Here is a 13,635-nt window from a genome sequence, read left to right as displayed (position 1 = left end):
AGACAGGATGGCGTGTTGATTTCTGGTGGGGTTGTCGCAAATTGATCCGGCCTGCTGTTTAGATGAGAAAATGACTATGGGATTCCATGGCGGCAGGCTGGGAGGGTTGTGATATGGGAAAAGAATATTCATGGCCTGCCACGAAGGAAGGCGAAGCCATTGTTCGCAAGCTCTTGTCTGACAAATTCGGAATGAGTCGTTTGGTGGAAGTGGCAGATGAGATTGGGATTGATGGTGTCCCAGTTTTTTCGTCCGCTAATGATTTGGCAGGGTTGATTGTTCAGAATGTCCCGTCTGGGAAGGTGTCTTGGTTGATTGCCACGGCATTAGGGGAGGGTTCAATACGACCTCGAAAGAGTCGAGGTTCCGAAGAAGCCGAGAGACGGCTCAGGCAGTTGTGTCAACTTCATGAGGCGGAGACTGAGCCGCTTGATAACTCAGAAGAGACGAGTACGCGTGGCACTGAAAAGGCTGCGCCAGTCCCTGCGGAGGCCGAGCAAGCAATCGGAAGCTCATCGCTTTCGCAAAGTACCAAGGAGGTGGAGGGATTAATTCGGTTGATTGAAGATTACTTGAAGGTACTTGGTCCTAAGCGGAACTTGTTTATTGATCGGGGGCGCTTGACAGAAGTCGATCGCCTAAGGCGCCATGGGGCTAAGTTGGTTCACAAGAATGCCCCTTGGTTGATTAGCGATTGGAATAGAGCGGCGCGAGGGCCTACTGAGCCGAATTTGGTTCATATAGATGTTGTGGGGGGCAGTGTGTCGGTGGCCTATTTGATGCGCGAATTCGAGGAAAGGCTAGCGATTCTTGGGGCCCTAAAAGAAGAGATTCAGAAGGCAAGCGAGCCGGAGAAACAGTCAGTTCCGCGGTCCGGTGATTCTGAAAGGGCGAAGGGAAAAGCTATGTCCGGTGCTGGTTTGGGCGCGCAGGCCAAGGATGAGTCGGTCGATGTGGTGATTGTATGCGCTCTTCATAAGCCCGAATTGGAGAAGGTAAGAGTTGCGAGCAAAACAAAATGGGAGCGGGTTGCTGCCAGTCGCGTCGATCCGAGCGTTTATGAGAGAACAGAATACATTACGAAGGGAGGAACAACGCTGAGGGTCGTCGCAGGGGCTCCCAATCAAATGGGGCTTTCGGCAGCGGCGGTGCTTGCGACAAAGATGGTTATGCGTTTTCGCCCGAAAATTGTGGCAATGGTTGGCATTGCGGCAGGCGCAAGTGCCGAAAAACAGGGATACGGAAATATATTGGCGGCAGATACGACTTTTGATTATGGGGCGGGGAAAGTTGTTGATAATGGCGGGGCGATTGATTTTCAGCCGGATCCTGCGCCCCTCTCAATTGATAGTCGGCTCAGGTCGCTGCTTAAGGTGTGGGAGAGTGGGCATTCTGAGCTGAGTAGTATATATCAATCTTGGCCCGCCAGAAAGCCTCAAACCGTGCTTGGACTGCACGTGGGGCCTTTGGGATCTGGTGCGGCTGTTATTGATGATGGGGGAGTCGTCTCGGATGTGAAGAGTCATTGGCGCAAGCTTGTGGGTATTGAGATGGAGGCGTATGCTGTACATCGGGCGTGCACTGATACTGTCTCTCCAGCTCCCGTTTTTCTGTGTCTGAAGTCTATTTGTGATTTCGCTCATCAGAAGAACGACGGTTGGCAGGAGTATGCCGCATTCACCGCGGCCGAGTTTTGCTTCCGATTCCTTGGTGGAGAGTGGGAGAGCCTTTTCCCCGATGAGGATTAGGGTGTTGAGATTTGATTGATGTTTGGAAGGGCGGGTTGAGCAGTTGTAGTTCCAAGTCTGCTGATTTGTGCGAATTGGAGCCATTGTTAGCTCTTGGCAATGGGCTGCCGAACTTGTTGTTTACGGAATGGTCTTGACCCTGCGAAACATGGCTTGTGGTGCTTCGGGCTCCTATGTCGTGTTGCAAGGTGTGGCTATTGTGTTGACTTTTGATTGAAAAGCTTGCTGGTGGCCCTTAAATGTTGATGCGGGAACTGACCGTCCGGACATCCAGGCCCAGGGCCGCGAACTCCGCGGCGCGGGCCCGGAGCAGTGCCAGTAGCCGGGGATGCACGTCCTCCTCTTCGTTGGACAGGATGAAGCCGTAGTTCGTCTTGGTCAGCATCCAGGAGATCCACAGCATCTCCGTCGCTTCGTCTGGCGTGGGCGCGACGTCCAGGTCCTCCTCTGGAGACAGCGCGCCGCCTTTGCCCCAGCGCAATCCCAGACACGAGTACAGGACCTCTCCCGCGTCCTCCCACTGGAGGTTGTTCGCCCAGGCGTGGCGGAACGTCGCGAAGAAGATGACGTAGCGGCAGAGGTGCTTCAGCGCCTCCACTTCACCGGCCTGCGGTGCATCCGTCCGTGTCACCGCACTCACGGACTTGGCGGCTGGCTCCGCGACCTTCGCCCCCAGGTCCATGCGCTCCGAGCGCACGAACCACGGTGCTTCCCTTCCTGGAACCGTCGCTCGCAGGTAGCGGCACACGAATGCGGGTGCGGAATGCGCGACCAGGTCATCCGAGAACCGGCGCACCTCGTGCCACTGCGCCTCCACCGCAGTGCCGTGCTCCGCGAAGAACGCGTCGATGTGCTCGCCGAGCAGCTTCCAGAACAACTGCCCCGCCTGTGCGTAGCGGTGGCCCTCGCAGACTGGCGTCGCGGGCGCGAAGCCCTTCCAGTCGTAGCTGCCCAGCAGATGTTCCAACCGCTGGTGGATGCCTGCTTCCGTCAACGCACTGGCCCGCGTGATGTACCCCGTGGGGCCCACCAGGAATCCGGTGGCGGCGTGGTTGATCAACACCACCTCCCGCAGGTGCGGCATGAGCAACCAGCGCAAGGGGTTGTGCCGCAGGTTCCGGTGCGCGGCGATGGCGTACTGCTCCACGTTGAAGTGGCACTGCCCCAGGTGGTTGCCCAGCTCCACGTCCAGCGTCGCGCTCACGCGAGCCATCCGCTTCGCCGCTTCCCAATCCGCGCCGTCCGCGGGCGTGTACGTCTTGCGAGTCACCGGTGAGCCGGGCGCCGTTGCTCCGGGTTCCCGCATCCCCAGGATGATCCGCTGGGGCATCAGCTTGCCATCCAACAGCCGCAGCCGGAGGTCCACGTCCGGCAGGCAGTGGACGCCGTCCTGCTCATAGGCATTCCAGGGCAAATACAGCCGGAAGGCCTGGTCATCCCCCGGCACCTCCGGGTCGCGGTCCAGGATGCTGGAGAACATCCCGTTGAGCAGGCGCTCTCCGAACCATGAATCACTCCGCGAGGAGCCTGGCGATTCGCGCTCCATCCGGACCGTCATCGTCTCCGGGTAGTCCGCCTGGATCTTCGCGAGGCTCAGCACCTGTCCCAGCCGGATCTGCATCTGGTGCTGGCGCTTCACCAACTCGATGGGGGCGACGGCCTTGAGCATCGCCAGTGCACGTCCCGGCGCGTAGGCCGTTGGCGGAGTGCCTTCCTCCACCACGAGCAGGCGGGCCAGCGGCGTCGACGGGTCGTATTCCCAGTACGGCAGCCGGAGTGTCCCGAAGTCGTACTCCCTCCCGCCGTGGTCGTCCGGCCCCCGCTCCGAACCGATGCGCTTCCACGTCTCCACCACCCGGCCGTCCTGACGGAACGTGTGCCGCGGTTCGAAGAAGCGCAGCTCCAGGTCCGGCAGGTCCCGCTCACCCGCGTCCGACGGGTCGTAGCGGATCTCGAACGCGCCATCCGGGCCCGTGAAGGACTCGCCCAGGAAGTCGTCCGGCGTGCCGAAGTCCCGGTCCCACAACTCCACCTTGATGTGGTGCAGGGGGATGGCCCCGTGCGGTCCGTCCTGCTCGAACACGAGCCGGCCCCAGGCCCGAGCGGGCAGGGTGGCGGGATCCCTCGGCGTTCGTGGCGCTCGCACCTGCTTGACCAGGTTACGGCTGACCGCCAGCCGCTCCTTCAATCCCAGCCCCGCGTACCAGCGGGCCAGCTCCTCCGCCTCCAGGAGCGGCGGCTCCCCGGCCTTGGATGAGAACCCCAGGGAGGTCAGCAGTCGGCGCCATGCGGTCGGCATCAGCTCCGTGCCTCAATCTCAGCCAGGGGACGACGGGAAGCGGGCTTCATCGCGCGGAAAGGTACCATGCCTGCGGCAATCCCATACTCGCGCCCTCGCCCCCGAGGGCAGGTGGCTAGCGGATCCACGGCAGCCAGCTTTCGTCACATGCTCCGCATGCACTGTGACGCCTCCGCACATTGTCCGCCCCGCTTCCACCGGCGTACCTTGCGTGCCACGTGGTAGTGGGAGAATCCATGAGTACCGAATACACGCTGACGATTCGCACGAGCTCGAAGCTCGGCGCCGGAACGAACGCGGCCATCTCCGTGGTCCTGGTGGGGACGAAGGGCGAGAGCCAGCCGCAAGCCCTGGACAAGCGCTTCCACAACGACTTCGAGGCCGGCGCGGTGGACGCCTACTCCGTCAGGTCCGAGGACCTGGGAGACCTGCTCCTGCTCCGGTTCTCCAACGCGGGTGGCGGCGTCGGGGGCGACTGGCTCCTCGACTCGGTGACCGTCACCGCGCTGGGGAAGCACTGGTTCTTCCCGTACTACCGCTGGGTGCTGGCCAGGACGACCGCGGAGGTCCTCGAAGGCACCGCCCGGCTGCCCCAGCAGGTCCAGCACGAGCGGGAGAAGGTCGCCCGGAACGACCTGCTCCAGGCCCGCCAGCGCATGTATCCCTGGCGCCCCGCGGAGGCCACCGCCGGGCTGCCCGGCGCGCTCGACATCACGGAGGAGCGCCCGCTGCCGAAGGACGAGCTCTACCGGGGCCTCGTGGACGGCAGCTATGAGGTCGTCATCGCGAAGACGCTCGCGGCCATCAAGCTGCACATGCCCGTGCTCGGCAAGGCGTGGAATGGCCTCGTGAACGTCTTCGACTTCTTCAAGGGCCTCGAACTGCCAACCATCGCCAGGCGCTGGCAGGACGACATCGAGTTCGCCCGGCAGGCCGTGCAGGGCATCAGCCCCGTCCACATCCAGTCCATCACCGAGCTGCCGGAAGGAATGCCCCTCCAGGACTCCGAGCTGCGGGGCCTGCTGGCTCCTGGCACGACGCTCCCGCAGGCGCTGGCCGGCAAGCGCGTCTTCTTGCTGGACTTCGAGATCCTGGGCGACGTGCCCATGTTCAGGAAGGCGGACAAGGCCGGCGTCGAGGAGCGCCGGTGGGCGCCCGCGTCCCGATGCCTGCTGTACCTGGACGACACGCGGCAGCTGCGGCCCATCGCCATCCAGCTGGGCCGCGACCCGGCGCTGGATCCAGTGTTCACGCCCAATGACAGCCCGCACGACTGGCTGGCCGCGAAGATCTACCTCCGGTGCAGCGAGGGCAACACGCACCAGATGGTGGGGCATGCGCTCCGGACCCACTTCGTCGCCGAGCCGTTCGTCATGGCGACGATGCGCAACCTCCCGGACCCGCACCCCGTCTACAAGCTGCTGCGCCGCCATTTCCGCTACACGCTCGCCATCAACGATGGCGCCCGGAAGGGCCTGCTCGCGGCGGGCGGCGTGTTCGACGATCTCATCGCCACGGGCGGCCCCGACCAGGGCCACGTCTTCCTGGGCAAGAAGGGGTACAGGGCCTGGACGCTCGCGGACAACAAGCCGCGCCTGGACATCGAGCGCCGTGGCGTGCTCGACCCGGCGGTGCTCCCGCACTACCCGTATCGCGATGACTCGCTGCTCCTGTGGGAGGCGCTGGAGGAGTACGTGGGCGGTGTGCTGGGGCACTTCTACAAGTCCGACGAGGACCTGGTGCACGACACCGACATGCAGCGTTGGTGGAAGGACCTCACCGAGCACGGCCTCCCGGTGGAGAAGCTGCCCTGCGCGGAGCTGAAGCGCGTCGCGGACCTGACGGACATCCTCACCACGGTGCTCTTCACGGTCAGCGTCCAGCACGCGGCGGTGAACTACCTCCAGTACGAGCACTACGCCTTCGTGCCCAACGCGCCCCTGTGCATGCGCCAGCCTCCGCCGAGAGAGAAGGGCGTCCTGGGTGAGAAGGACATCGACGCGATGATTCCCTCCAAGACGCAGATGCTCTGGCAGGTGGCGGTGGGCCGCGCGCTGTCCAGCTTCGGGGACGACGAGGAGTACCTGCTCCACGAGGGTGGCTGGCGCGAGGACTACTTCCAGGAGCCGGAGCTCATCGCCATCCGCGACCGCTTCCACGCCCAGCTGCGCGCGCAGAGCGAGGCCGTGAAGGCGCGCAACGCGAAGAGCGCGGTGCCCTACACCGTCCTGCAGGCCGACCGCATCCCCTGTGGCATCACCGTCTAGCGCCGTCAGGAGACTCCGCCCATGCCCAATGCCCTCTCTCGCGGCATCTTCAACCTGTTCTTCGGCGCGAATCGCAAGCCGTTCGCGTCGCTGCCCGGTCCCCAGCCGGGGCTCCTCGGCACTGCTGGGGACTTCCTGGGGGCGTCGCCCTGGGACGTCTGTGCGCGCTATGGCCGCGAGTACGGCGGCGTCACGCTCATCTGGATGGGGCCCAACCCCGGGCTGGTGCTCAACGACCCGGCGCTCATCGCGGAGGTCTACGAGTCCCCGCGCCGGATGGAGTTCGAGAAGGGGAACATCAGCGAGCAGATCCGCCCGTCGGTGACGGACGACACGGCGTTCACGGCGGAGCTGCGCGGGGACTGGGTCCGGAAGCGCCAACTGGAGCCCGGCGCGCAGCCGTGGGCCACGGAGTGGCTGGCGGATCAGGTGGGCCCCATGCAGGCGGCCATTTCCGAGTCCGCGGACGCCCTGCTCAAGCAGAGGCACATCGACCTCACGCCCGCGCTGCGCCGGCTCACGTTCGACGCGTTCTCGGTGGCTTCGGTGGGGGAGAAGCTGTCGGATCAGGTGTTCGAGGACTTCATGCTGCTCGCGAGGGCGGCGGACGCGCGCATCCAGTCGAAGCTGCCGTTGAAGTTCGTGAAGCCGCCCAAGGACTTCGACGCGGTGAAGGCACGCTTCTACGGGCACTTCGTGGACCGCATCCGCGAGGCTCGCAAGCGGCAGGACCCGCGTGCCGTGGACATCATGTCCCGCTACCTGCGGGAGACGCCGGGCATCGATGATCAGGTGCTGGCGCACATGCTTGGGGGCACCTATTTCGGTGGTGCGTTCTCCTCCAGCGTCACGCTGGTGGGGGCGTTCCACCAGCTCAACAAGTACCCCGACGCTGACGCGCGCCTCGCCGCCGAGGCCGCCTCGTTGGTGGCGGACGGGCCGCTGACGCTCGCGAAGCTGGACGCCGCGAAGTGGGTGGAGGCGGTGGCGTATGAGGCGCTGCGCATCCTGCCGGCGGTCCGGGTGATGACGCGCACGCCGTCGAAGGATGCGCAGCTGGCCGGGGTCACGTTGCCAGCGGGGTCGATGATCATGATCTCGAATCAGCACCTTCACCGCGACCCGGCGCACTGGCCGGACCCGGACACGTTCAAGCCGGAGCGCTGGCTGGACGGGGGCACGACGCGGGACCCGCTGGGGAGCGGCCACTTCTTCCCCTTCGGCCGGGGTCCGCGCGCGTGCGTGGGCGCGGACTTCGCGATGACGTTCCTGAAGACGGCGCTCGCGACGATTGCCTCGCGGGTGAAGATCCAGCTCGACTCGACGGAGCCCTTCGAAGAGGGCTTCTTCTTCGGCGTGGTGCTGCCGAAGGGCGTCACCGGGAAGCTCGTCGCTCGCGCAGCCTCGTCATCCGAGGACGTGCGCGCCCGGAGCGCCTAGAACGGAGGCCATCACGGTCGCGATATTGAAGGACCGGGTTCTTTGTCACATCAGCGCAGCGCGAACCGCTTCCTGTAGGAACCCGGAGACAGTCCGGTGCGAGCCTTGAAGCGGCGGCGGAACGACGTGGTGTCGGCGTAGCCGACGGACTGGGAGATGTCCTCCACGGTTCGAGGAGTGGTCTCCAGGAGTCGCCGGGCGGCCTCGATGCGTAGGCGCTGGACATAGTCCAGGGGCGTATCGCCGGTGGCCTTGCGGAACCGACGCAGCAGCGTGCGTTCGCCCAGGCTCGCGGCCCCGGCCGCTCCCGCCAGGGTCACCGGCTCCGAGAGGTGGGCCTCCAGCCACTCCTGGGCGCGCAGCACGGCGGTGTCGCCGTGGTCGCGAGGCGTGGCGTGCACTGCGTCGGGGGCGAGGAACCGACGGCCGGGTTCCACCAGGAGCATCCTGGCGCAAAGCGCGGCCAGCTCCGCGGAGACCTGCTTCGCGACCAGGTGCAGGCAGAGGTCCATGCAGGCGGTGATTCCGCCCGTGGTGAGCACGTCGCCATGGTCCACCAGGAGCAATTCCGGCTTGAGCGCCACGCGGGGATAGCGGGTCGCGAATTCCCGGGCCAGCCCCCAGTGGGTCGTGGCCTCCCGGCCCTCCAGGAGCCCCGCCTCGGCGAGCAGGAAGGCGCCCGCGCACACCGCCGCGAGCTTCGCGCCTCGCGTGTGCTGTCCCGCCAGCCAGTCCGTGGTGGAGCGCTTCGCCACGCGTTGCTCCAGGTCGCCCACGAGCGCGGGGATGATGACGACGTCGAAGCGTTCCGTCGGGGCCGGCACTCGCGCGGCGCCCAGCATCAGGCCATGGAAGCTGCGCACGGGGCCGGCGAGGGGCGCCACCAGTTCCGTCGTGAAGGGTTCTCCACCGCCCTGGTCCCGGCTCAGGCGGTTGGCCATGGCGAACACGTCCAGTGGGCCCGCGACGCTGGAGGCCACGCAGCCCTCCAGGGCCAGCACCGCGACACGAATCGACGAGGACCCGGCAGGCATGCGCGTTTGTCGGTTTCCGCCCCGGATTTGTCCATCCGGACACTCCCGCCAGGGCGCGGGCCCGCGTACTCGACGTGGCGACGCATCATGACCCGAATGAAGGAGGACGTCCGTGGAGAACACCGCGCTGCTGCTCATCGACATCCAGAATGACTATTTCCCCGGGGGGCGGTTCGAACTGGATCGCTGCGATGCCGCGGCCACCCAGGCCCGTGCGGCCTTGGACTTCTTCCGGGAGCGCGGCCTTCCGGTCATCCACGTGCGCCACGAATCCTCGCAGCCAGGCGCTACCTTCTTCCTGCCGGGGACCCCGGGCGCGGAGATTCATCCCCGAGTCGCGCCTCGACCGGGTGAAGCGGTGGTGCTCAAGCACTTCCCCAATAGCTTCCGCGAGACGGACCTCCAGGAGCGCCTGCGGACCCTGGAGGTGAAGCACCTGGTGGTCGTGGGAATGATGACCCTCATGTGCGTGGATGCCACGGTGCGGGCGGCAGCGGACCTGGGCTACACGGCCACCGTGCTGGGGGATGCGTGCGCGGCCCGGAGCCTGGAGTTCCAGGGCCAGAGCGTGCCCGCGCCCCAGGTCCATGCCGCGTTCCTGGCGGCGTTGGGGATGGGCTACGCCAGGGTCCTGCCGACCGCCGACTTCCTGGCCCAGGCCGGACGCTGACCGAAGGGGTCGAGCAGCGCCGCCTCGACCCCCACGGGCCCGCCGACTGCTACTGGCCCAGGAGTTCGTACGGCCTGAGAGTCACCACCGCGTTGCCGCGTGCACCGCTGTAGTTGGTGTAGGTGTGGTTCTTCTCCAGGGTGTAGAACGAATCGACATAGTCGTCGTCGTTGGCGAACCATTCACCCGGCATGCGATCCACCAGCCCGCTGCCCAGGGCCACCAGGGCGCCGATCTCCGGCTGGCCCACGGCGGTCAGGATCTGGCTCGCGACATTGAACAGGTAGCTCACCAGCTCCTGGTAGCTGGTGTTGTCGTCGTGCTCCATGAGGATGACGTTCGCCGCCGCCCAGCGGTAGCGCTCCCAGAAGATCAGGACCTGGTTCGGGGAGTAGGTCCTCCCGTCCGTGTCCAGATAGGGCATGTCGACGATGTCCAACTGCGGTGCGTCACGGCTGGGGTCGACACCATTGACGATGGCATAGACCTCCGCGTTACCGGAGATCCACGGCTCCTCGTCGTCGTTCAGGTAGATGCGATCGAGGATCGTCACCGGCGTGCTGGCCGCCGCGGCGGACGTGTCCAGGACGGGCAGGGGACGTTGCCCGAGGGCCACGAGGTGCTCGCGCATCAGCTTGATGCCGGCGGCCAGGTCCCTGCGCGCGTCGATGTCCACCACCAGCACCGGCTGTTCGGGCAGGCGGTGCACGTCGAGGCGGTGCACGCGGCCAAGGCCATCGAAGGCCTCGATGAAGCGCCACTGGGAGTCATCGCCATCCGGTTCGTACGCGTAGAGAGGCTCAACGCCTTGCTGCAATGCCGTCAGCATGGACGCGCTGGCCAGACGAAGCTGAAGCAGGCTGTCGAGCTCCCGATTGATGCCCTTGAGCCGACGGATGTTCAGGTCCGCTCGCTCCGCCACGCCCGTGACGGAGGACGGGGCCGACACGGCGCCCAGCCACTGCTTCAGGTCCACGGCGAGGTGCTCGCCGCTCAAGCGGGAGGCGAGAGCCTTCCGCAGCACCGGGTCCTGCTTCGCCAGGGTCAGCGCCACCTCGCGCTTGTCGGCGGCAAGCGACACGCTGATGCGTTCGCGCAGCGCCGCTGGCTTCATGGAGGCGGCTCGAGCTTGGGGGGCTGCGTTCATGCAAACGAACAGCGCGATGACCATCCCTATCCGCTTCATTGGATTCTCCGGTGGGTGAGAGAGGGTTCCGGGCCGGCAACAGCGGGGTGCCGGGCCGGATGCGCCCGGTCCCCGCGGCTGGCTCACTTCATCAGCGCGACATCGACGCGTAGCCGTCCACGTACCCGATCGTCGGGGCGTACTGTTCGATGTGCTGGCGGACCGGGCCGGGCAGGTTGGAATCCAGGGCGCTGGCCGAGTCCTGGACCGTCAACGGCTGACTCGCGACGACCTGCACGGTGAAGGCACCCTGGTTGTTGGCCTCGTTGCTCTCCGCGATGTCATCGTCCAGGTCCGCCACGAGGACCAGGTAGTAGGTCCCCGGCGCGATGGCCGTCGAGAAGGTGATGCCCGTGGACGGAACGGAGAACGTCCCCGCGCCCGTGCCCACGGAAATCCCGCCGATGTAGCTGAGCACGTTGTAGCTGGTATCCGTCAGGAAGACGCCCAGCGTGGACGAGGTCGTCACGGGACACGCCGTGTAGAGGTCCGCCGAGAAGCTGACCGTGCCCCCCGGCATGATGGTCGTGGGCGTCAGCGTTCCGGCCGTGAAGTAGAAGTCCGGGAGCTTGGTGGTGCCAATCAGCGTGTCGTCACCCCACGGGAGCCCAAAGTCCGCCTCGACCTGGATGTAGAAGCTCTGCGGCGCGCAGGCACTCGCGGCCGCCGCCAGCACGGTCTGCGCGCTGGCCTGGACCGTGGCGTAGGAGAAGGACGCTGTCTGGGTCCCCGTGGGCGGCAGGTAGAGCCCGTTTCCGGCCCACCCGAGCGTGATCTGACGCGAGTTCATCAGGACCCGGTTGGAGGTCCCCTGCGGGGTGGTCGCCAGGTAGAAACGGATTTGTGACGTGGCGATCAGGCTGCTTCCATTCAGGCCGTAGCTGATCGTGAAGGTGGAATAGGGATTGGCAACCGTCGTGGGCGCGGTCACCGTCGTGATACCCACCGCCGCCTGGGCCGGGACCGAAGCAATGCAAACCACTGCGAAGGCCGCCAACAGCAGATGCCTGGGTTTTGTCATTTTCGCAGAATGGACAATCCAAGGCATTCAAATCAAGAGTTCTCTGTGTGGGTGAGGTTGGCCCCGCCAGGTGATGTATGCCCGGTATCCGGGGCTACGCCGCATCATGGAAAATGATGCCCACCGTGTGTCTCATGCCGGAGCGCACGCGGCTGACACCGTGCCGCAGATTGACGCGGTAGGTGCCTCGCGTGCCCTGGACCGGGCGATGATGCACCGCGAAGACAACCGCGTCTCCCTGACGCAACGGGACGACCTCCGCCCGGGACTGCATCCGCGGCCGCTGCTCCGTCAGCACGAACTCGCCACCGGTGAAGTCCCGTCCAGGTTCGGAGAGGAGGACGGCCACCTGGAGCGGGAAGACGTGCTCGCCATACAGGTCCTGGTGCAAGCAGTTGTAGTCGTCCGCGCCGTAGCGCAGGAGCAGGGGCGTGGGCCGCACCTGCCCGGCTTCGTGGCATCGCGCGAGGAAGTCCGCGTGGACGTCCGGATACCGCACGTCGATGCCCATGGCCGTGTTCCAGCGGTTCGCGATGGGCGCCAGGCATGGATACAGCGCCGTGCGCAGTTCCGTCACGACCTCCGGCAACGGATGGTCGAAGTATTTGTATTCGCCCCGGCCGAACCCGTGCCGCGCCATCACCACTCGGCTGCGAAAGGCGTCGTCCACGCCGTAGAGCAACGCCAATGCTTCGCACTCGTCAGGCGTGAGCAGTTGCTCCAGCACCGCGCACCCACGGGCATCCAACTCCCGGCCCGCTCCCTCCCAATCCACCGAACGAACCCGTCTCCTCACCGCTGAGCCTCACGCTCCAGCAACGCGCGCTTTCGCTCCACGCCCCACCGGTAGCCAGACAGCGCCCCGTCATTCCGCACCACCCGGTGACACGGAATCACGACCGCCAGCGCGTTCGCGCCACACGCCTGAGCCACGGCCCGCACCGACTTCGGCGAACCAATCCGCTCCGCGATGTCCATGTAGCTCGCCGTCTTCCCCGCAGGAATCTCCCGCAGCGCCTGCCACACGCGCTGCTGGAACGCCGTGCCCCTCACGTCCAGTGGCAAATCCAGCCCCACGCGCGGCGCCTCCACGAAGCCCACGACCTTCGCGACCAACTGCTCGAACTTCGCGTCCCCGCCCACCAGTGTCGCCTGCGGGAAGCGGTCCTGGAGGTCCTTCGCCAGTGCGTCCGGATCATCTCCCATCAGGATGGCGCACACGCCCCGGTCGCTCGTGGCCACCAGGATGGGGCCCAGCGAGCACTCCGCGATGGCGAAGTGGATCTCCGTGTTCGCGCCCCCGGCGCGGAAGTTCGTCGGTGTCATGCCCAGGACCTGGCTGGAGGTTTCGTAGAAGCGACCGCTCGAATTGAATCCGGCGTCGTAGATGGCTTCAGTGACGGAGCCGCGCTTCGTCAGCCCCGTGCGGATCCGCTCCGCCCGCTGCGCCGCCGCGTAGCCCTTCGGCGTCAACCCCGTGACGGCCTTGAACACCCGGTGCAGGTGGTACGGCGACAGCCCCGCGCGCTCCGCCAGCTCCTCCAGGCTCGGCATCTCTTCGGCGGCCTGGATGAAGCGGCACAGCTCGGCCACCCGGTCCGCGTGCTTCACGGCGAGCGAGGGCTCCCCCGGCTTGCATCGCTTGCACGCCCGGTACCCCGCCTGCTCCGCCGCCGCCTTCGTCGCGTGGAACCCCACGTTCTCCGGCCGCGGCGTCCTCGCGCCACAGGACGGACGGCAGTACACACCCGTCGTCCTCACGGAATAGAAGAAGCGCCCGTCCTCCGCCGCGTCCCGAGCGACGACCGCCGCCCAGCGCGGGTCGCCCACCGTCGCCGCCGCGAGGGCCTCCGTCTTCGTCGCCATGCTCAGCCTCCTTTCGATGACCACGAGGCGAAACCTAACTCCCGGTTCCCAGGCCAGCACTCCGCGCCTTGCGGTCGAATTCGGACCGTCATGGGACAGGGCGT

At 65.9% G+C, this 13,635-nt stretch carries 10 protein-coding genes; 4 read left to right on the top strand and 6 right to left on the bottom strand.

What is annotated here, in order from left to right; all coding sequences use genetic code 11:
- Positions 1-86: 86 nt before the first annotated feature.
- Positions 87-1,748, top strand: coding sequence for a hypothetical protein (locus D7Y15_RS07535; RefSeq protein ID WP_121752135.1), 1,662 nt, complete (start codon positions 87-89; stop codon positions 1,746-1,748).
- Positions 1,749-1,983: 235 nt separating this feature from the next.
- Here the strand turns inward: D7Y15_RS07535 and D7Y15_RS07530 are convergent, their stop codons facing one another.
- Positions 1,984-4,047, bottom strand: coding sequence for a lipoxygenase family protein (locus D7Y15_RS07530; RefSeq protein WP_121752134.1), 2,064 nt, complete (start codon positions 4,045-4,047; stop codon positions 1,984-1,986).
- Positions 4,048-4,283: 236 nt separating this feature from the next.
- Here D7Y15_RS07530 and D7Y15_RS07525 point away from each other — a divergent pair, with 236 nt between their 5' ends.
- Positions 4,284-6,314 carry a lipoxygenase family protein gene (locus tag D7Y15_RS07525; RefSeq protein WP_121752133.1) on the top strand — a complete coding sequence of 677 codons (2,031 nt, stop codon included), beginning with the start codon at positions 4,284-4,286 and terminating at the stop codon, positions 6,312-6,314.
- 21 nt (positions 6,315-6,335) lie between these two features.
- Positions 6,336-7,754 (top strand): cytochrome P450, encoded by a 1,419-nt coding sequence (locus tag D7Y15_RS07520; protein WP_121752132.1) that lies wholly within the window; start codon positions 6,336-6,338, stop codon positions 7,752-7,754.
- Between the two features lie 50 nt (positions 7,755-7,804).
- Here the strand turns inward: D7Y15_RS07520 and D7Y15_RS07515 are convergent, their stop codons facing one another.
- The gene (locus D7Y15_RS07515) at positions 7,805-8,788 is read right to left on the bottom strand and encodes a GlxA family transcriptional regulator (protein WP_158629017.1); all 984 of its coding nucleotides are present in this window, start codon (positions 8,786-8,788) and stop codon (positions 7,805-7,807) included.
- 112 nt (positions 8,789-8,900) lie between these two features.
- Between D7Y15_RS07515 and D7Y15_RS07510 the strand changes: the two genes are divergently transcribed.
- Entirely contained in the window at positions 8,901-9,458 is a 558-nt protein-coding gene (locus D7Y15_RS07510) for a cysteine hydrolase family protein (protein WP_121752158.1), read from the top strand.
- 49 nt (positions 9,459-9,507) lie between these two features.
- On the opposite strand, the gene D7Y15_RS07505 is transcribed toward D7Y15_RS07510, so the two are convergent.
- The 4 genes from D7Y15_RS07505 to ada all read right to left on the bottom strand — a co-directional run bounded on the left by D7Y15_RS07505 (position 9,508) and on the right by ada (position 13,531).
- The gene (locus D7Y15_RS07505; RefSeq protein WP_233604855.1) at positions 9,508-10,572 is read right to left on the bottom strand and encodes a DUF3103 domain-containing protein; all 1,065 of its coding nucleotides are present in this window, start codon (positions 10,570-10,572) and stop codon (positions 9,508-9,510) included.
- 163 nt (positions 10,573-10,735) lie between these two features.
- On the bottom strand, positions 10,736-11,590 hold the full coding sequence (locus D7Y15_RS07500) for a CARDB domain-containing protein (protein WP_121752129.1): 855 nt from the start codon (positions 11,588-11,590) through the stop codon (positions 10,736-10,738).
- A gap of 169 nt (positions 11,591-11,759) precedes the next feature.
- Positions 11,760-12,440, bottom strand: coding sequence for a 2OG-Fe(II) oxygenase (locus tag D7Y15_RS07495; RefSeq protein WP_233604854.1), 681 nt, complete (start codon positions 12,438-12,440; stop codon positions 11,760-11,762).
- Positions 12,441-12,457: 17 nt separating this feature from the next.
- Positions 12,458-13,531, bottom strand: coding sequence for a bifunctional DNA-binding transcriptional regulator/O6-methylguanine-DNA methyltransferase Ada (gene ada / locus D7Y15_RS07490; RefSeq protein WP_121752127.1), 1,074 nt, complete (start codon positions 13,529-13,531; stop codon positions 12,458-12,460).
- Positions 13,532-13,635: the final 104 nt, after the last annotated feature.

This window comes from Corallococcus sp. AB030 (assembly GCF_003668965.1).
Taxonomy (GTDB): Bacteria; Myxococcota; Myxococcia; order Myxococcales; family Myxococcaceae; genus Corallococcus; species Corallococcus exiguus.
The sequence above is the reverse complement of the archived record's forward strand: the minus strand, read 5'-3'. Positions and strand labels throughout refer to the sequence as shown.